Annotated in this window: 19 protein-coding genes and 1 pseudogene; 16 read left to right on the top strand and 4 right to left on the bottom strand. The window is 42.7% G+C overall.

The annotated features are described in order from the left end of the window. The first annotated feature begins 9 nt into the window (after positions 1-9). From FDZ78_RS00375 to FDZ78_RS00295, 16 genes and pseudogenes are all read left to right on the top strand, one after another. Positions 10-651 (top strand): restriction endonuclease, encoded by a 642-nt coding sequence (locus tag FDZ78_RS00375; RefSeq protein ID WP_136408921.1) that lies wholly within the window; start codon positions 10-12, stop codon positions 649-651. Between the two features lie 93 nt (positions 652-744). Further along, positions 745-1,971, top strand: a complete 1,227-nt coding sequence (locus FDZ78_RS00370) for a transposase (protein ID WP_124076708.1) — start codon at positions 745-747, stop codon at positions 1,969-1,971. Positions 1,972-2,186: 215 nt separating this feature from the next. After that, entirely contained in the window at positions 2,187-3,551 is a 1,365-nt protein-coding gene (locus FDZ78_RS00360) for an ATP-binding protein (RefSeq protein ID WP_136408922.1), read from the top strand. Continuing rightward, positions 3,523-4,449 (top strand): O-methyltransferase, encoded by a 927-nt coding sequence (locus tag FDZ78_RS00355; RefSeq protein ID WP_136408923.1) that lies wholly within the window; start codon positions 3,523-3,525, stop codon positions 4,447-4,449. Before FDZ78_RS00360 ends, FDZ78_RS00355 begins: the two co-directional genes overlap by 29 nt. A 37-nt stretch (positions 4,450-4,486) precedes the next feature. Further along, positions 4,487-4,720 (top strand): annotated as a pseudogene (locus tag FDZ78_RS00350) (cell filamentation protein Fic); the annotation flags it as partial. A gap of 182 nt (positions 4,721-4,902) precedes the next feature. Then, the gene (locus FDZ78_RS00345) at positions 4,903-5,964 is read left to right on the top strand and encodes a Fic family protein (protein ID WP_136408924.1); all 1,062 of its coding nucleotides are present in this window, start codon (positions 4,903-4,905) and stop codon (positions 5,962-5,964) included. A gap of 5 nt (positions 5,965-5,969) precedes the next feature. Next, entirely contained in the window at positions 5,970-7,631 is a 1,662-nt protein-coding gene (locus FDZ78_RS00340; protein ID WP_136408925.1) for an RNA-binding domain-containing protein, read from the top strand. Between the two features lie 36 nt (positions 7,632-7,667). Further along, positions 7,668-8,708, top strand: a complete 1,041-nt coding sequence (locus tag FDZ78_RS00335) for a Fic family protein (RefSeq protein WP_124076067.1) — start codon at positions 7,668-7,670, stop codon at positions 8,706-8,708. A 59-nt stretch (positions 8,709-8,767) separates the two neighbouring features. Further along, positions 8,768-9,205, top strand: a complete 438-nt coding sequence (locus tag FDZ78_RS00330) for a PH domain-containing protein (protein WP_136408926.1) — start codon at positions 8,768-8,770, stop codon at positions 9,203-9,205. Positions 9,206-9,348: 143 nt separating this feature from the next. Next, positions 9,349-9,669, top strand: a complete 321-nt coding sequence (locus tag FDZ78_RS00325; RefSeq protein WP_123408018.1) for a helix-turn-helix transcriptional regulator — start codon at positions 9,349-9,351, stop codon at positions 9,667-9,669. 232 nt (positions 9,670-9,901) lie between these two features. Then, complete coding sequence (locus tag FDZ78_RS00320; protein WP_136408456.1) at positions 9,902-10,885, top strand: IS30 family transposase; 984 nt, start codon at positions 9,902-9,904, stop codon at positions 10,883-10,885. A gap of 105 nt (positions 10,886-10,990) precedes the next feature. Continuing rightward, positions 10,991-12,025, top strand: a complete 1,035-nt coding sequence (locus FDZ78_RS00315; RefSeq protein ID WP_124076069.1) for a Fic family protein — start codon at positions 10,991-10,993, stop codon at positions 12,023-12,025. A gap of 72 nt (positions 12,026-12,097) precedes the next feature. Beyond that, positions 12,098-13,633: a DUF1186 domain-containing protein gene (locus FDZ78_RS00310; RefSeq protein WP_124076071.1), complete on the top strand. Its 1,536-nt coding sequence runs from the start codon at positions 12,098-12,100 to the stop codon at positions 13,631-13,633. 505 nt (positions 13,634-14,138) lie between these two features. Then, on the top strand, positions 14,139-15,035 hold the full coding sequence (locus FDZ78_RS00305) for a helix-turn-helix domain-containing protein (protein ID WP_124076073.1): 897 nt from the start codon (positions 14,139-14,141) through the stop codon (positions 15,033-15,035). 92 nt (positions 15,036-15,127) lie between these two features. Then, a complete protein-coding gene (locus FDZ78_RS00300; RefSeq protein ID WP_136408927.1) occupies positions 15,128-16,138 on the top strand; it encodes a site-specific integrase in 1,011 nt (336 codons plus the stop codon). Between the two features lie 313 nt (positions 16,139-16,451). Further along, complete coding sequence (locus FDZ78_RS00295) at positions 16,452-17,681, top strand: ISAs1 family transposase (protein ID WP_240740314.1); 1,230 nt, start codon at positions 16,452-16,454, stop codon at positions 17,679-17,681. A gap of 138 nt (positions 17,682-17,819) precedes the next feature. On the opposite strand, the gene FDZ78_RS00290 is transcribed toward FDZ78_RS00295, so the two are convergent. The 4 genes from FDZ78_RS00290 to FDZ78_RS00275 all read right to left on the bottom strand — a co-directional run bounded on the left by FDZ78_RS00290 (position 17,820) and on the right by FDZ78_RS00275 (position 20,781). Beyond that, complete coding sequence (locus tag FDZ78_RS00290; protein ID WP_124076563.1) at positions 17,820-18,155, bottom strand: hypothetical protein; 336 nt, start codon at positions 18,153-18,155, stop codon at positions 17,820-17,822. Further along, positions 18,139-18,954, bottom strand: a complete 816-nt coding sequence (locus tag FDZ78_RS00285; RefSeq protein WP_124076565.1) for a hypothetical protein — start codon at positions 18,952-18,954, stop codon at positions 18,139-18,141. The genes FDZ78_RS00290 and FDZ78_RS00285 overlap by 17 nt, the downstream gene beginning before the upstream one ends. Positions 18,955-19,029: 75 nt before the next feature. Continuing rightward, entirely contained in the window at positions 19,030-20,139 is a 1,110-nt protein-coding gene (locus FDZ78_RS00280) for a hypothetical protein (protein WP_124076567.1), read from the bottom strand. Between the two features lie 3 nt (positions 20,140-20,142). Beyond that, positions 20,143-20,781, bottom strand: a complete 639-nt coding sequence (locus tag FDZ78_RS00275; RefSeq protein ID WP_124076569.1) for a hypothetical protein — start codon at positions 20,779-20,781, stop codon at positions 20,143-20,145. Between the last annotated feature and the right edge of the window lie 4 nt (positions 20,782-20,785).

Below are 20,785 nucleotides of genomic sequence, written 5' to 3'. Positions count from 1 at the left end.
AAACTACATATGAAGCAAGAAAGGACTATAACACAAGCGGCGATAGAAGTTCTGAAACATTCAGACAAGACACTGTCTGTCTCGGAAATATATGCAAAAATCATAGAAAACTCACTGTATGATTTCCATGCCCAAGATCCTTTGTCTGTCTTAAGGGTCGAACTTAGAGGCCATGCTTATGGTATTGATTATCCCTCTGCTTCCTCTAAGAAGTTCTTTTCATATGATGAAGAAAGTCGTACTTTTGGTCTTGTCAATCGAAATATTAAGCAGAAGAATATTAAAGAAGATATAACACAACTATCTAAACTCAGAGAACTTCATAGACAGTACACCTCTGAGTTTAAAGGCAAAATCCTTAAACAACTAAAAGGGCTAAATCCTTATGATTTTGAGTCATTTTGTAAGAATCTGCTTGGAAAGTATGGTTTCCATAATTTGACTGTCACGAAAAAAAGTCGTGATGGAGGTATCGATGGACACGGAAAATTAAAAGTAGGTCTTGCATTTATGAATGTCGCTTTCCAATGTAAACGTTGGGATACAGGAAAGGTGAGTAGAAAAGAGATAGACGCATTTCGTGGTGCAGTTCAAGGAGAATATGAACAAGGTCTATTTTTTACTACGTCTTCTTTTTCAATGATTCGGTAAAAATCACCGAAGTGGTTGAAACTTAAGTTAATATATCGAATCGTCAAATACAAATGAATCGCCAAAGCGTTCATTATAAAAACATTAAACAATATGAACGTATTGGCGATTCTCAAAGACTTCACCTTTCAGTGTAAGTCGGTATTTGAAAATACTACAACCAAGATGAGCAAAAGGTTCCTCAACTGGCTGATTTTAACAATACGCACTGTGGCGTTGATTCCGGGCAAAGTCAATTTTACCCGGCTGTCGCGCTATGGCGGTCGTACAGCCAAGACCTTTGCCTCCAATTTCAAGACACCCGTAGACTGGATGAAAGTCAACATAGGTATGGCGCAGGATTGTTTTGGACCGTCCGATGACATGGCAGTGGCAATCGATCCGTCGTTCATTTCAAAGTCAGGCAGCCTGACATATGGCATAGGCCGTTTCTGGTCAGGGGTGGCACAACGTGTCAAACGCGGTCTGGAGATAATGGCGATCGGGGCAATAAGTCTGAGTAAACATACATGTGTGATGCTCGGTGCTGTCCAGTCACCGAACTTCAGGACTCTTGAATCTGAGAAACAAATGTCAATGCTTGACTGGTATGTGGCACTTGTCAGGTCAAAGGCGGCAGAGCTGCTCTCACTGACGGATATTCTGGTTGCCGATGCCTTTTTCTCCAAATATGAGTTTGTAAATGAGGTGATTGGCATGGGATTCCGGTTTGTCGGGAGATTACGTGCCAATTCATATCTCAGGTATTTGGCCATACCGGATTCCTCCGCCACGCGAAGACGCGGCAGAAAGAAAAAGTATGGAGAGAAAGTGGATTTCTCAACTCTTGATATGTCCGTGTTCACTTCATTCATATATGAGGATTCCAAAGGAATCAAAACCCGATGTCACACGGCGGTCGTACATTCGAGGGCATTGAAACGCGACATCCGTATCGTGGTATGTCCGGTTGAAAACGGAGAGCCTCTTCTTTACTTCTCTACCGACACCGACATGAGACCTGAAAAGATCATCGGTTTCTACCGCACACGCTTCCAGATCGAGTTCGGTATACGCGATGCCAAGCAGTTTACCGGACTTCAGTCACAGCAGACCCGCGACAGGGAGCGGCTTGACTTTGCGTTCAATCTTTCCTTCACAGCCCTCAATGTCTGCAAAGAGGTCATAAGGAAGGATTATCCGGATCTTTCGGTAGCGCAGTTCAAACGGCTTATGTTTGAATCTTATCTCGCCTCAACAATTATTTCGACTTGCGGAAAATCTCCGCATCTCAAAATAATTCAGAAAATAAATCATCGGTTGGCTCAGTTAGCGGCTTAGCCAAGGCTGAACAACCTCAAATTTTACCGAATCATTGCTTTTTCAAAGGAAGCAGAAAATAGTTCCATAAAACCAGGTGCTGTGCCTATAATACTAATAGATGGTAATATGATTGTTGATTTCATGATAGACAAGCATTTTGGAATCGAACATGAAGAGTTGCCCATTTATGTCAATGCGTTAGACCACGTTTTATCATAGCTAAAAATAAATTTATGTCAAATAATATAATTGAAGGTAACCCAACCAAGAAGTTTTTTATTGATATGATCACTCGTGATATATCAATAGAAGACGCCATCATTGATTTACTAGACAACTCTATCGACGGAGCGAATAGAATAAATCCTAATGATTACACTAATCTAAATATATACCTTACGGTTAATAAAGACTATTTTGAAATTAAAGATAATTGTGGCGGTTTCTCAATCGACACAGCAAAAAAGTATGCGTTTCGATTTGGCCGGCCAGAAGAAGCTCCAAAAGGTAATGGAACAGTCGGTCGTTTTGGAATCGGTATGAAGAGATCTCTCTTTAAAATAGGTAAGAAATTTACTGTTGAATCTAAACATCAACAAGATTCATTTAAGGTAGAAGTTGATGTTGACGAATGGAGCAAAAAGGTCCGCAAAATAACTAATGAGGATGGGACATCTGATATAATTGACGACTGGTCCTTTTCCTATCTTGAAATTCCGAATACAGATGAAGTAGATGGAACATCAATAAGTATTACTAATTTAAATTCAGAAGTAAGCAATCTATTTGCTGATGAGGGCTTTATTACCACACTGGCTGATAATATCCAGAAACTTCTGAACTTTAGTTTACAGAAAGGTCTAACAATATATCTAAACGAAAAACCGTTATCAGGTAAGCGTGTAGAGTTGTTATTATCAAACAATACGATCCCTTATCATATCGAAGGGGCAATTAATAATGTTAAATATAAATTGATTGCAGGACTTGGTGGAATTGGTGAGCCTAAACTTTCCGGATGGTACATCTATTGTAATAATCGTTTAGTTTTAGAAGCTGATACATCTAGTATAACCGGCTGGGGTGTTCAACCTATACCCAAGTGGCATATTAACTATGTAATGTTTCGTGGAATTCTTTTCCTTGATTCGGAAGAGACATTAAATTTGCCCTTAACTACAACCAAGAAAGGAATAGATGCAACTTCCGAAGTCTATAAGGCAATTGTTCCAATAATGAAGAATGGTATGCTCAAAGTTTTTGAGTTTCTAAAAAAAATCCCTCAAATGGGTGACGAAGCAAATGAATACAGGACTATGCTTTGGGAAAATACTTCAAAAATTGGAGCAGTAGAACTAAAGTCTTACAATTTTACGAACATAGAAAAGACCTTTATTGCTCCTCCACTAGATACGGATACTATCGCTCGGAAGAAAAGCACGATTCGTATTGCGTATGACGTCTCAAAAGAGACTGCGGAAGTTGCGAAAGATCACGCTGAGGTTAAAAGTTTTAAAGAATTAGGAGAGACTACATTCAATTATTACCTTAAACTAGAAGAACTCGCAAATGAAGAGTGCGACAGTGTTGAATTATGAGATTCGTCCATGCAAATTTGCTGAACGGAGAATGCTTCTTGCTTCCATTGCAAGGATAATGGGCGTTTTGAAATTAAAGTATCAATACATTGGTTTTGGTGGATTGTCTTTTACCGATTTTAAATTATTTCATAAGGAATTGCATATCAAAGACATGTATAGTATAGAGGCGAAATATGAACCTAATAAACTGGAGTTCAACAAGCCTTATTCGTGCATCAACATTCTCCATGGCCAATCTTCAGATCAATTGTCTCTAGTCGATTTATCAAAACCAAGTATTGTTTGGCTCGATTATGACAATACGCTATCAATGACTTTTTTTACAGACATAGAATTGGTCCTTCGAGAAGTGCCACATGGCAGTATTATTATCATATCATGTAACAGGGAACTTAAAAATGGAAATACTCCATATACTAACGAAGAATTTAAAGAAATCTATGGTTCCTTAGTACCTTATGATATAACCGAAAATTGTTGTGCAGATGTTAATTCCAGCGAAACAATAAAGAGAATGCTAGAAGGTTATTGTCATAGAATTATTAAAGAACGAAATTCAATTGGAGATAATCTATCGTTTGTTCCTCTTTACAATATAAAATATGCTGAATACCGCGGTGCCAGAATGCTTACGTATGGAGGCATTGTCCTTAGTTCTGAATGTGAAAAAGATGACCTAAATATTGATGGATTTGATTTTATTTCAACTATTCAACCTTATGAAATAAATATTCCAAACTTAACATACAGAGAAGCATCTTATCTAAACCAGATTTTAGATATTGAAGAAAGAGAAAAAGAACTAATCGATAAGAGAATATTAACAGCAACCGAAGTGGAAAAATATAAACGGATATATCGTTTTTTACCTCATTTTTATGATGTAAGACTATAAAAATATTTATTGAAGTTTTGTACCGCAAGAAAACTTTATGGCTAAGAAGTTTGAGATACGAAATAGCACGGCGGAGTTCCTGATCTTTCAGATTGAGGGTAAGGAGGATGGTGTGCAGGTTGTGTACCGGGATGAAAGTATCTGGTGCACGCAGAAGGCTATGGCGCAGCTATTTGATGTGGGTGTGCCGGCTATAAGCAAGCACCTGAATAATATTTTTTCTGAGGGAGAATTGAAACAGGATTCAACTGTTTCCAAAATGGAAATAACTGAGTTAATCAACTACCGAGAAATCCTCGGTAGTTGACAATAAATGAGAGAATATGGCTTACGAAGATAAATATCTGGAATTTGAACAATATTTTACTTCTGGAAAACCGGGAGTGAAAGAATATGCACGCAATTAGTCTATAGCTATAGAATGTAGGATGCTAACAGATTGAATAACTTGTTATGAGCGAATTTGACGAATACATAGTTCATGGAGAACCGGGACAGAAGGAAAAGGCGGATGCTTGGCAGACGGCTATCGGTCTTCAGGATGTGGATGGGTTGAAGGTTTCGACCTATCTACTTGACACTGCGCGCCAGCATATCGAGGGTGACATATCCATTGATGAGGCTCGCACCCGCATCAAGGCTTACTATGAGACTAAGTCCGGACATGATACTGTGGATGAAGAAGGAGACAAGGCTTCCGTCAACATCGCAAAGATTCTCAATGAACCGTCATTCGCATTTTCTTTAGTTGGACTTACATCTATTCATCGACGTATCTTTGAAGGTGTATTCAAGTTTGCCGGACAACTGAGACAGGTCGAACTCAGCAAAAAGGAATGGGTGCTTGGAGGAAATGCCTCGGTGAGTTACCAACCGGCTGTTGACTTACGCGAAGCTATCGAATATGACCTATCTCGGGAGAAAGAGTTTGACTATTCAAATCGTCCAATGGCAGAGATTATCAAGCATCTGTCTCAGTTTATTGCTGACCTTTGGCAAATCCACCCGTTCCGGGAGGGAAACACTCGCACAACTGCGGTTTTCCTCATAAAGTATCTCCGCTCGATGGGTATTCCGGCAACCAACGATATGTTCAAAGAACATTCATGGTATTTCCGCAATGCTCTCGTAAGAGCGTCTTATAAAGGGTTAAATATCGCGCCTACGACTGAGTTTGTGGAACGATTCCTACGCAATGTGATTCTCGGCGAAAAGAATGAACTCCGCAACCGTGATATGCTCGTCGGGGTATCCCTTCCGACAACATCTGCCCAAAGTATCACGACGCCCAATCCAAAGTCTCAATTTGACACTTTGAATTGTACTTTGGAAGAGTTAGCCGTACTAAAGATTATCGAGGATAATCCTAAAATCACCCAGACTGAGATTGCAAAATCTATAAAGAAATCAGCATCTACAGTCAAGCGCATTACCTCTGACCTCGTCAAAAAAGGCATAATAAGTCGTCGCAACGGTCGTCGCAACGGCTGGTGGGAAATCTTATCAAAAGAATAACGATTATGACTGAAAAAGAAATACTTCAATTGCGCGACTTGGCTGAGGCCGGACAGGTGCAGTTTAAGGAACGTATTACAAAGAAAAAGGATAAATATGACATCGGCTGCGAGATGGTGGCATTCAGTAACTCTCGTGGCGGCAGACTTGTTATTGGCATCAATGACAAGTCGGGAGAGATCAATGCACTGTCATATATGGAGTTGCAGGAAACAACCAATCTGCTGACGAGCATTGCCTCAGAAAACGTGATTCCTAATGTACTAATTGACGTTGAGAATGTACCGACTACGGGTGGAGCGGTTGTCGTAGCAACAATTCCAGAAGGCAAAAACAAGCCTTATCATGACAATAAAGGTATAATATGGGTTAAGAATGGAGCGGACAAGCGTAAGGTATTTGACAATTCGGAGCTTGCCGACATGATGGGCGACTGCGGTCGTTACGATGCCGATGAAGAGGCTGTGCGCAACGCTACCATAGATGATCTTGATGCCAACACCATCAAACTGTATATGATGGAGCGTTTCGCCCCGGTATTCCGTGGCAAGGAGATTGACGAACTGTCGATGAAAGACTACTCGCTTGACCAGATGGCGGGATTCGTCATCAAGGGAGCGACTATCGAGCGGCTTTTGCGGAATCTTCGTTTCATTCGTCCTGACGGTCAAATGACGAAGGCGGCGATGATGCTTTTCGGTAAATACACTCAGCGTTGGTTGCCGGAAATTACGGCTAAATGTATCTGCTTCTTCGGTAATTCTGTCGGAGGCACTCAGTTCCGCGACAAGATGCACGACATGGAAATCGAAGGAAATTTGCTTCATCAGTACCGTACCATCATGAACTTCTTTACCCGCAATCTACGGAAGGTGCAGGTAAAACGCGACTTCAACTCTCTCGGGGAAATGGAGATTCCCTACGAGAGTCTGACGGAGTATGTTGTCAATGCCTTGGTGCATCGGTCGCTGAATATAAAGACTCCGATTCGTATCTTCATCTTTGATGACCGGGTAGAGATACACAGTCCCGGTTCACTCCCCAATGGTCTAACTATCGAAGATGTGAAGAACGGAACCTCCATGCCTCGTAATGTGTTCCTTTTCACAAACGCAAATTATCTGCTTCCATACACGGGAGCTGGAAGCGGTGTACGCCGTGCGTTGGAATATGACCCGGATGCGGTTTTCTCGAATGGTGTTTCCGACAAGGAAATCACCCATGCCTCCAATGAGTTCGTCATCACCATTCCCCGGAAAAGTAGCCAAGTTACTGACCAAAGTAACTTAGTTACCGACCAAGCATCCTCAAAAAGTGAGCAAATTACTGACCAACCTCACCGCAAAAGTGACCAAGTTTCCGACCCAGTTATTAGTAAAACCGACCCAGCTCACTTTGAAGCCGACCCACCTATCGACCCAGTTCCATCAAAATCCGACCTACCTACCGACCCAGTTAGGCTAAAATTATCAAAAAAGCAACAGGATATTCGCAACTTTTGCTCCGTACCAAGAAGTCGTAAAGAGATATTGGAACGTGCTGGAGTTTCTGCGCATTTTGATAATAGAAAGAAATATATCTATGATTTGGTTGAGGCTGGTGTACTTGAACCCACCATCCCCGAAAAGCCCAATGATCCGAATCAGAAGTACCGACGAAAGAAATAATCGGATAACTTTACCCTCAAATTAACGACAGAAACAATGAATAAAGACCTTGACACACAGATAAAGGAGGCTCTTAAAGCTTATCTGGCTTCGGGAGTTGAGGATCAGGTGGACTATCATAAATTTTACCTTTATTCCATCGTGACCAATTCCACTTCCATTGAAGGTTCTGCTGTTACCGAAGTTGAGAACCAACTTCTTTTCGATGAAGGTATTACCGCCAAAGGACGTTCGCTGACTGAGCAGATGATGAATGTTGACCTGAAAGATGCTTATCTTTATGCTTTCAAAATTGCAACTGAGAATCCCACATATACGCCTCAGTTATTGCAGCAACTGTCTGCCCTTGTTATGCGGCGAACAGGGAGCGAATACTCCACTATTGCCGGACATTTCGATTCGTCAAAGGGTGAGTTTCGCCTGTGCAATGTCAGTGCAGGTATTGGCGGCAGAAGTTATCTGGCTTATAACAAGGTTTCACATACTGTAGCTGATTTTTGCGAATGGCTTAATCAAGAAGTTGCAAATGTTGACACAACGGATATTGCGACATGTTACCGTCTGAGTTTTGAGGCTCACTTTAGGCTGGTTACCATCCACCCTTGGGTGGACGGTAATGGCCGGACTACAAGGTTGGTGATGAATATGATTCAACGGCAGTTGGGACTGGTTCCTTCCATAGTCAGAAAAGAAGACAAGGGAGAGTATATCCAGTCGTTGGTTGATAGCCGTGAGAATGATAATTCTACCATAGCGCAGGATATGATGCTTCGTCACCATATATCGAACCTCAAACGTCGGGTTTTACAGTATCAAGAAGGCGATGGCTTGATTAATAACAATGTCGGTGTAAATGTCGGTGTAAACAAGAATGGTGTCGGTGTAAAACTTACCAACACACAAAGAAAGATATATGAGTTGATACAGGCAAATCAAAGCATCACCCATTCTGAAATGGCAAAAGCTCTTTCCGTTACATCCAAAACAGCTGAACGAGCCACAAAAGCATTAAGAGACTTCGGATTGTTAGGGCGCGAGGGTTCTGACAAGACTGGCAGATGGATAATTCTGAAATAGCCGCTATTTTTTAACAGCATCAAGTAACATTGTCGGTATAGTAACATGAAGTATTGATTATGGAAAAGTATGAAGGGACAAGATATAATTCAAAATGGGATGGATCGACATGGTTCATTCTGGGACTGGTTGCTGTGTGCTGCGCTGTTCCTTATTTCTTGGATGACGGAATTTGGCCGACGATTATTTGTCTTGTGATGTTGGCGTTTGTCTTAGTGACATTCCTCAGTATCTACTACCGCATTGACGGAGATACACTTGTGGTATATTCTTTTTTTATCCCTAACGCCTACCCCATTGATAAGATTAAGGAGATTAAGCCGACTAAAAGTGTACTCTCATCACCGGCAACATCGCTGTCTCATCGTTTGGCAATCACCTTCACCGACCGAAAGATTCTCAAAAGCTCCATTCCTCTCATTATATCGCCCGTGCGTCAAGAGGAATTTATCCGGCAACTTCTTTCTGTCAATCCACAAATTAAGCATTTGGCATAGGTAGGTTGAGGCAATAGCTGCAATCATTCACTACTCAATATATCATATAATAAATATTTTTACTATATTTGCAGTATTAAAATATAGATTGAGTATGGCAAAGTCTTCAGTTTAGACACTTTGCACTTCTTAAAATAAAGGCAATGGCAAAGAACACTATGGGGACTAAGTTGCCCCGGAAACTGGAACAGAAGATGGCTCTTATGGGCGAGCAGATTAAGCTCGCCCGGCTGCGTCGTAATCTTTCGATTGCACAGGTTGCTGAACGTGCGACCTGTTCGCCTCTCACTGTGAACCGCATCGAGAAAGGCTCTCCTACGGTTTCAATCGGCATCTATGCCCGTGTTCTTTATGCTCTGCAACTTGATGACGACCTTCTTTTGATTGCCAAGGAGGATACCCTCGGACGCAATCTACAGGATTTAAGCCTTAAACATCGCCAACGGGCATCAAAGAAGTCATAATTTGTAGGCAACATGAATATATCGGCTCAAATCAAGTGAAGATTCCAAATCGAAGTGCAAAACTTTGAGCTAGGAATTATTCATTCTCCTCACTCCTTCTGGCGAGGGGATGCCCAAGCGGCGGGGGCGGCCTAAACCGCCCCCAAGAGCGGACAGCAGCAGAACATACTGGCAATACAAAATAAAAAAGGAGACCGAAGTCTCCCTGAGATTAACTAATTTTGTATTGCTAATGTACAGACAATTAACCTCGCAGCAAAGGTCGCAAATTTTCGCCTTACTGCAAAGAAAAACTCCAAGAAAAGAAATCGCCCTCATTGTAGGGTGCAGTCAATCAACACTTTGTCGTGAACTGAAGCGCAATTCCACAACCAAAGGCCACTATCTGTGGGAAAAGGCTCATGCCAAAGCCCTTGAACGCAGAAAGCGCACCACATCCAACAAGAAGCTCGACAGCGTGTTGGTGTGGCGTATAAAACAGATGATTATTGACCACCAATGGTCACCAGAACAAATTCGTGGCGTGTTGGCCAAGGAAGGCGTTTCCGTATCCATACAGACCATTTACAACATTATAAACGCTGATGAAAGCGGAGAACTGCGCCGTCACCGCAGACATCCCGACTTCCGACGACGACCAAAAGGCGAACGCAAACCCACTAAAGCCACCAACATACCAAACCGCACAAGCATACACGACAGACCGGCCGAGGCCGACGGCAAACGCTTTGGCGATTTTGAGATGGATCTTATTGTTGATGCCTACGGGCACGCGATTCTAGTGCTGCTTGAACGCATGACTGGCTTTGTGATGATGGAGAAACTACCTTACGGAAAAAGAGCCAAGCCATTGTCAAAGACTGTCGTGAGAATGCTGTACGCATACCGTAAATATCTTAAAACCATCACTACTGACAACGGCAGCGAGTTCGCGGCACACCTCGACATAACCGCCGGATTACGCATCAAAGGTCTTGATGATGTGACTGTTTACTTTGCCGACAGCTACTGCTCATGGCAGAAAGGAGCGGTCGAAAACATCAACAAACTCATCCGTCAATACATCCCCAAAAAGTCAAATTTCAATGATTTCACTGACCTATACATCAAAAACGTGGCAAAGAAACTGAACTTAAGGCCTCGGAAAAAACTTGGTTTTTCAAACCCGAAAACCGAGTTCTTCAAACAAATCGCTAATTTTGCACTTGCCAGTTGAACCTGCATCGGCTCAAATCAAGTGCTAACATGGCAAAAATCGGCTCTATTTGAGCCGATTTTCCAATAAATTTTAGTAATTTTGAGCCGATAAAAACTTTGAGATATGACTCAAGAGATTGAAATCCTTCAGTTCCTTCACTACAATCCGGAGGCATCACGTGCTGAAATAGGCTCGTCATTGACCAATGCCCCAAGCCCGGCAACACTCAAACGATTGATTGCCGATGGCGTCGCTAAAGGACACATTGAGGTTGTCGGTCGTGGTCCAGCTACTCGTTATAGACTTACTCCGCAGGCTCATGTGACTATGGAGTTGAACCTTGGCACATACTTCGACAAGGATGTCGACGAGCGTCAGGTGCAGGAATCGTTCAATTTTGAACTCATAAATGAAATTCTTTCAAAGGTGGATTTATTCTCCGATGAGGAACTGCAACGGCTTGATGACGCACAGGAACTGTTCCGTAAGCATCTTTCGGAAATGTCCGAGTTGGAATATCGCAAAGAGATGGAACGTCTCGGAATTGACTTGTCTTGGAAATCTTCGCAGATAGAAGGCAATACTTACTCATTGTTGGAAACGGAGAGATTGCTGAAAGAAAAACAAACAGCAAGCGGTAAGACAAAAGAGGAGGCCGTGATGCTCCTCAATCACAAAGATGCTCTCGATTTTATTCTTGATGTGCCTGACTATCTTAAAAATTTGACTGTCGCCCGTATCGAGGAGATTCATGCCCTGCTAACAAAAGAATTAGGTGTTGAGAGAAATATCCGTCACCGCCGAGTAGGTATTACCGGAACCAACTACACCCCCCTCGACAATGTGTTTCAGATTCGCGAGGCTCTTGAAGATACCGTGCGACTAATAAACGGCAAGAACAATATCTTCGAGAAAGCCCTGCTCGCACTTGTTTTACTCAGCTACATTCAGGCATTCACCGACGGCAACAAGCGCACAGCCCGAATAGTGAGCAATGGCATTCTAATCGCCAACGGCTATTGCCCGATTTCATTCCGCACGGTAGATTCGATTGACTACAAAAAGGCAATGCTAATGTTCTACGAGCAGAACAACATCGCCGCTTTCAAACACATTTTCATCGACCAATTCCTTTTTGCTGTCAAGACCTACTTTTAAGCAATTTTATATGAACCGATAATCAATCTCATTTTCAAATTTGTTTCATCAATAACAACATATCCAACTATTATGGCTAAGAAGAAATCCAAGAATAAAAGCAAGGGACAACAGCAGCCCGCACTCTCACCATATCGGTTCATGCGTGAAAAAACGCGAACCCTGCCAATAAGTAAATGTTACATCGCTCCTCCTGATTGGCTTGAATCCGGAATGGCTCACGTCATCGTTACCAGAGTGCGACCAAGCGGCAATCTGGTTATGGCATCCTTTCTTGTCGACACGTTCTGTCTCGGCGTAAAGGATGCCGGGTACCATGAAAATATGACTCCGTATGATTTTGAACAATACCTTGACAATTATAAAAACGGGATGGGACTTGAAGAAATCAGTTATAATGAAGCCCACAACATTATCTATGGAGCAATGGCTTTCGCTGAGGAAGGTGGCATTAAACCGTCAAAAGAGTTTGATCCTGCCGGATATATTCTGGAAGAGGACACAGACGACATACCGCTGATAGAATATGATTTTGGTAAGAACGGCAAACATTTTCTTGTTGTCAATCCCGACAGAAAGGAGATGCCATATTACCATACGCTGAAGAAAAAACTTGGCGATGATTTTGAATATGTCATGCCTTATGGTGAAGACATCGATAATGAGGACTTCGAGGATGATGACGAGGAATCTCCTTTCTCCGACATCACCTTAAAAGACGTAAAAAAGGCTTTGGACGGTATGCTTAAAATGAAAGAGGAATCCCGTCGGTATCCCGATGAAAAATACACCTATCAATACCCCGATTATCCTCAGACGCTTTCCGTCAAGAACCAGTTTATAGCGGATGAGCTGCTTTCTCCCGACAATTACAGCTGTCTGCCCTGCGAGGTCATTGACCGGATTCTTGCCCTGCCGAAAGACGAAGCTGCACAAGATATCAGCAATGTAATACTCTATTCCATCGGCAAAACATATAAAGGTATCAATGATGATACAATCGAGAATTGGAACAACAGTGCTATTATGCACTCAGTGATACTTCTCGCCCAACTTCAAAGCGACAAAGGTCTTGGTGCAGTTCTCGAAATAATGCGACAAAACGGAGAGTTTGCCGATTATCACCTTGGGGACTTCGCACCCGAACTGCTCCATCCTGCACTCTATGCGTGTGGCAAAGATAATATCCCTGCAATAGAGGCATATCTGAATCAGCCCGGACTGGACTCTTATCTCCGCTCACAGGCACCCGATGCTCTGGCAATGATAATCTTCAATCAGCCGGAAAGACGTGGCGAAATTATCGAATTGTTTCGACAGCTTCTAATAAACATGATCTCCAATCTTCCTACTCAGAAAGCGTGTGACGGCACATTCGCCGGTTTTGTGATGAGCAATCTGATGGATATAGACGCGAAGGAACTCATCCCCGAAATCAAAGCCACATTCGCAACAGATTGTGTGAATAAGACCATAGCCGGAGACTGCAAAAATGTCATCAAAGACATCGAACTCGGTCGTGGAGCAATACATAATGACAAATATCAGATTCCTGACATATATGAGCAATATGAGAGTCTCAAAAAATTCATAACGAAACCAGAATAGTCCCGTTTTGTACGCTCATCTGTATGTCGCGAAAAGTTAAAGATGCGATATCCCTTTGATAATCGGATTATTGTAGCTACCTTTGCATTGAGTCACTGTTGTCGGTTTGGCAAATGCGACTTGTAACGATTTAAGTAGCAGACGGTTATCAACTTACAACTATAGAAAATTCACGTCACTTGTACGGATTAGAGTTACACTTATCTGTATATCAACAAATTAACCGCTTCTGCATCGGCAAATGACGTAATTGTCACAATCCGTCACAATCCATTAGTACAGCGTGCTTTACAGCACGCTTTTTTCATACCCTTACTGATGGATTCTAACGGATTCTGACCCCTTTTTCGCCCATTTTTGTATCCCGGTTGTATTCCGCCAGTCACCCGGGACCAATAGCGTGATAAAGAAAGTGGACAATTGCACATGGGTACACGTCAATACACGCCCTTACACGCTTTTGGCTGAATTACAGGCTGAATAACTCAGTAAAAACTCAGCAAGAATGAGCAGTAACATTTTCGTTAATCGAGTCTGCCAATGGTGCGGTAAGGAGTTTGTGGCAAGAACCACGACTACCAACTATTGCAGCCATCGTTGCTCCGGGCTGGCTTATAAAGAGCGAAAGCGACAAGCCAAGCTGGAGAAGGTTCAAGAGGAGTTCGAGAGGGTCAAAGGATGTCCTCCAGAATTAGAAAAGCAGGAGTTCCTGACTCCGAGACAAGCGGCCAAAGTTATAGGTATCTGTTACAAGACAATCTATAACTACATCAACAACGGCACTCTGAAAACATGGAAGCTTTGTCGCAAGACTCTAATCCGTAGAGCAGACATTGATGATCTATTCTCGACATCATCAGAGCGTCCGGTCGTCATCAGTGAAAAGAAACCAATATCCGAGTTTTACACTACCCAAGAGATTCTTGAAAAGTTCGGAATTTCAAATTCCGGTTTCTACAAGATTCTAAAGACAGAGAAGTTCCCTAAAACAATCCACCGAGGGAAAAGTATGTGGAGTCGTGAACACGTCGATCGCTACTTCGCAAAGAGAGCACCGTCACCTGAAATCACTGAGTGGTATTCGGTGGAAGAAATGCAAAGAAAGTTTGGCATGACTGTATCTGCGGTCTATTGCTTCATCTCAAAGGAAGGAATTCCTAAAATGAAGATAGGACGCGAGACACTGTATTCCAAAACTCATGTAGATGCAGCCAAGGGCTTAATCAAAAAAGAAGAGCCTCAATACTACACCTATGCTGAAGCAATGGCTAAATACAATATGACCCATGACCAGATGCACCACTATGTGAAGTATCACAACATCCCGCGAGTAAAAAAGGGTCGATACACCTACATATCCCGCAAAGAACTGGATGATTTGCTTGCGCCACCTACGATTTAGCCGAATCCGGCTATAGTGGCGCGATGGTGGCTGATTCCACCATGCAAACACTACCGAACTTTGCGTCAAACTTTTAACTCTTCCAAGATACAATGAATACCTGCACTAAAGTTTTCCTTCGTAAAAAGGAAATATCGGGCGACCGCATATCGCTCTACCTCGACTTCTATCCCCCAATCCGAAATCCTCACACCAACAGGCTCAGCCGCCGTGAGGGTCTGGGAATATATCTCTACAGGCATCCGGCAAATGCCCGTGAACGAGAGTTCAACGCCTCCATGATGGAAAAGGCGGAGGCTATCCGTTGCCGTCGCTTCGAGCAGTTGCTCAACGAGCAGTTCGGCTTCCTCGACAAAGAGAAACTCCGCATCGACTTTCTGGAATACTTCCGCAAGAAGTGTTTCAAGAAATACCAGAAGTGGAAGATTGTCTATCAGCACTTCTATGATTTTTGCGAGGGTAAATGTACCGTCGGAGAAATCAACGAGGACTTCTGCAAGAAGTTTCAGGCATACCTTCTTAAAGGTGGCCGTCGTGATGGTCGCAAGAGTAAGCTCGCCCATAACTCAATCGCCGGTTACTGGTCAACATTCCGCACTCTGCTCAAAGAGGCGTATCAGGAGAAACTCCTCCGAGAGAACATAAATGACTTCCTCGAAAAGATTGAGTGGAAGGATACCAAAATTGAGTTTCTCTCGCTCGACGAGGTTAAGAAACTCGCCGCGACTCCATGCAAACATGAGGTGCTGCGTCGTGCGTCGCTGTTCTCTTGCATGACCGGACTCCGCATCAGCGACATTCAGCAACTCCGGTGGGAACATATCGTCAAGACCGAAGACGGGTATGTTATGCGAATCCGCACGGAAAAGACCGATGAGGAAGCCACTCTCCCAATCAGCGAGGAAGCCCTCGCCTTTTGCGGTGAACGAGAAGAGGGACTTGTGTTCAAGACTCTCAAACGCTCAATGATAAACTACCCTCTCCGGGCGTGGATAAAGGAGGCTGGAATCAACCGCCGGATCACGTTCCACATCGCAAGACATTATTCAAATCCTTATCAGCTTGCTGTTAATGAGTACCGAGATTTGCGGTTTAACAGGTAACGATTTGGAAACGAGCGAGGTGCTTTGTTCGACCTAATTTTGCATCAATTCTAAAAACGCTTTTCTTTTCCGCAAAGATAAGTTTTTTATTTGGATTTTCGCGTATATTATTCAGAGAATTACATGGAATTATCACGGCTCTTTCATTTAAGATTTCGTCTCATTCTCGACAAATGTGTTATTTTATAGCGAGAGCAGTACGGGTGGAGAGGCTTTAACCTCTGATTTTCAAGAAAATAAGTGCAATGAAAATTTGGCCAAGTGGCAGATTTTTAGTAACTTTATAGGTGATAATCAAAGAGTTACGCCAAAAATGAAGCCACTTGACCAAGTCTGTTCGACTGACGCCTATGCGCCTGATCATACCGCAAAAGTACACAATAAATTTGACACAAGGCGCAGTATTATGGAAGAACTTCGAGCGTTTGCCTCATCCGTGCCGGATTTCCGTAGATTGGACAAAGGCAATTTCCGTCACAGCCTCAACGATATCATCATGCTGATGATACTCGGACGTATGGCCGGATGCATCGGACGAGCCGAGATATTGGAGTTCGGCAGATACAACCTCAACAAATTACACAAAATGGGCCTGTTAAGGAACGGCGTACCATCTGAGGCCACGCTTTGCCGTGTGGAGAACGGCATCAACGATATGGATATGGCCGACAGGATGCAGCAGTTCGCAGACATATTCCTTGAAAGACTTACTTGCGCCAGCCGCATCATTGAAATAATCTGCATTGACGGCAAAGCCGAGCGCGGCACCGTTCAGGAAAACGGGCGAAGCCCGGATATCGTCTCTGCCTATTCGTTCAGCACCGGCATAACAATCGCCACCGAAGCCTGTCAGGAAAAGAGCAACGAGATAAAGGCCATACCGATACTTCTTGATAAAATAGATGTCGCAGGAAAGATTGTCACAGCCGACGCAATGTCTATGCAGAAGGATATTGTCGAGAAAATCAGAAAGAAAGGCGGAGACTTTCTGATAGAACTCAAAGCCAACCAGCCGTCATTGCGATACGGCATTGAGGACAGGCTAGTGGAACACACACCGGTATATTCTTACACCGAAGGTCCCGAACTGGCCCACGGCAGGATAGAGACGAGAACCTACCGCGTATATGACGGACTGGACATTATCGCAAACAAGAAGAAATGGGGCGGAAACATGACCATCATAGAGTATGAATCGTCCACAGTCAAAAAGTCAACAGGAGTACACACCTCAGAAAAACGCCTGTACGTCAGCAGTATGCCCACGGATACTCCGCAGCCCGGAACCATCGTACGCAACCACTGGTCAATAGAAAGTATGCACTGGGGGCTGGACTACAATCTTCAGCAGGACAATATAAAACGCAAGTCGTCGAGAGCTGCCCGAAACCTCGACACCATACAGAGAATCGTTTACTCGGTGTTCTCAATATGGAAAGGACTTCGCAAAAAACAATCGGATAAGAATAAAGGCATGGCCGAACTGATCAGACATATCTCGATGAGCTTTACCCGACTAATGCGATTTTTAAGCCAAAAATGAAAAAAATAAGATTTTAACGAAGAGATAAACAACTGAAATACAGATACAACAGATTACCCGCTTCAGCTCGAAACGGGTAAGGGCAGGTATACACTTTATTTTATCTTAAATGAAAAAGCCGTGATGATACTCAGAGAATTATTCTAAAATTGTTGCTGACCGACCTGATTGTGTTCGATTCGCTGAATAGTTACCGTCTCCGTTACTGACATTGTAAATTGTTAATGCCAGATACACACAATTAGTCCAGATATATGTTCTAAATGTAATATTGTTTGCGCTTTTGGATGTTAACCATGAAAAGAAAGCCCCTAAACCCCAGCAAAGCAAAACTGGAAGTTGGAATATCCATTCTGAAAACCAATTAACCTGAGATAATGCAAACCAAGCCCCGGCAGCGATGCAGAATGTTAATTCTCCACATAAAAGAGATAATGCCTCAAATATCCAAAATCGTTTATCGGTCAGTTTCATGGTGTTCAAGGAGTTTTCGGGTTGAGTTTATGATGTCTTTCCATGATGCGCCGTCAAGGTCAAAGGATATTGCGCGGTCATAATCCCAGTCAAGACCTTTGTCATCAGTAGCTTTCCGGGTGGGCAAAATCTCCAAAGTGCGGCTGTCGTGTTTCAGAAGCACACCTGTGGAGTGTTGATAAAGATGTCGCCATGAGCGTTGCTTCATGGCTTTGATCAGTTCTGCGTTTTTCAGCTCCACATATTTGCCATGCAGACTTGCATGGAATATTTCCATGAGAGTATTCTCAAATTCTCCGTTACTACAGCCTATGGGGAGGAATTTAATCGGAAGACTCGCAGTGACATTATATACTGTAACCAATATATATTCTTTGTCGGTGCGGTAAATACTACACCTTCCAGTGCCATCCAACTCCGGGCAGCTCTCGTTGTATTTTCGATTGATTTTTCGCCATCGGTATAGAGCCAAAATAATCGCAGCGAGGACGAATATTGCGACCGAACCATACGACGGGCCATCATAATATTCAAACACCGTCATATTATTCTCCGGGTTGTCTTTCTGATATACCACACCTATGCTGTCGCCAACGGCAAAACCATTGGCATGCATACCACCTTTATATGTTACACCGTTCACTGTAAATTTGTAATGTATTATAGGACCACTGTTGCCTATATAGCCGATATTTGAAATCACAGTCGATGTATGTTCCGGATTTGCCGACAGAGCATTGTACTTGTGATTCTGGAAATACAGACCTACAATGAGAAAAGGCACGAGAATCAGTAGCATAGCACCAAATGGCAAGCGAATTTCACCCCGCCGCCCAAAGAAAAACCGATATATTTTGCTGTCTGATTTCATTTTTTACCCATGTTGGTGTACTACGAAGGTTTCCAGTTTGCTCTCATCAAGATTGATTAGGACATCGACTTCATCGCTTCCACCATCTTCAATCCAAAACAGTTGACCATTATCTTCAAAATTGCCCAATGAAATATAATGCTCAATAAGCTTCTTGCTGATGAGTATAACCATAGCAAAATGCGTTCCATCCCGGTCTTTCCAACCGAAATATTGACGGCGATATTGTTCATACGGATATGCTATATATTCCAGCCAGCCTCCGGGATGTTCTATAAGGTATTCACCATTGGTAGACGGCTGTATGGAATCGGCGAAATGCTTTATCAATATTTCACGAGCCTTTTCATATTGCGATTGTGTGAGCTGATAAAATTCAGAGTTGCTTACTCCGTAAAGACCAAGCTCCCCCTTATCGTAATCGCTTATAATCACATCATCGGCCTCCTTGGGAATCGCAATCATATAATTCTCAATCGACGAGCCTTCCTGAATCTCACTCCATCTATCTTTCCTACTATCATAAACATAACTGCCATATTCATAATTCATAGATAACGTATAAGCGTTTTTATCGCAGGAATATCCGAGATGAACATTATCATTTATGAACAGGCTATCGTTATCGATGTTGACATTAATGTCGCTCAAATCTTTAGGATATTGTCCGTGTCTGGCGTGGAAATCCTCAATTTTGTCAATAACTTGGTTTTCGGGATAATTCCTGTCACTCACAGCCACATATAGCAAGCCTGTGCCAAGTATCAACAATGCCACATATACCAGTCCTTCAATTTTCAAGATTTTCGATTTTACCTTGCTTGATAATTTCTTCAAGAAAAGAAGAGGAATTTGAGATATTATGAAGATAACCGTTGTTACAATCAATGCTCCAATGAAACGAGGACCTACATATTCCCGCCAAGGATGAAGGTCAATGTTTAAAGCTTGCTTTCCAAGCCCCATAAGAGTAAAGAACAGAGCGAAAAACAGACCGATCAGCAAAAGCATCAGGCAGACAGTCTTGAAAATATACAGTCCCGGTCTCGGCCATTTTACCATAAGACCGACAAGCAGGATAATAACGCTTATAATTATGAGAATCTGAATCATACGCTATTTTGAGATTTTGTTAACAATAAACCATAAAAGAAATACTAATCCAGATGATACGACAACGGAGAGGATTGTCAAAGGAATTACCCACGGCCAACTTTTATAATAGAATGCCTCCAAGTGCGTTAGCCCAGTCACAACCATCGGTGCTTTTTCCTTTGCTTCAAGGGGTGATTTATATTGCGTTATGCTGTCAGTTTTAGTGTCAATGACAAAGTAATGATCTCGTCCGGCAGGCTCAAAAGACTGTTCTCCACAAATCGAATCGCCTACAATCTTGATTTTAGTTACCCATTCAAAAACGCGCGCTCCGTCTTTGCGGATATACCCTGTGAAATATTCGCGGTCGAAGTCATCCGCAAGGGATTCTATCTGATAACCGTTAGGCAAATCGGTCTTATAGTATCCGTCCATTCCGCAGCCGGTATCAAAGATTGATGCACAGGTGAAACCGCCGATTAGACAAGTGAAATAGAACGAATATATAAACACAAATGGCGATGATAATGCCAGTATGGTATTACGTTTCCTATGCTTCCTGCTTAGCCAACATACAATACCGGCCAATGGCAATGCAATCACCACCGCCAGTAAAGTAAAGAGAATCAGATGTATTATAATTCCGAGTATTAAAATCATGGTA

The organism is Duncaniella sp. B8, from assembly GCF_005304985.1.
Lineage (GTDB): Bacteria > Bacteroidota > Bacteroidia > Bacteroidales > Muribaculaceae > Duncaniella > Duncaniella muris.
Note: the sequence above shows the minus strand (reverse complement) of the source record. Positions and strands in the feature narration are given on the sequence as shown.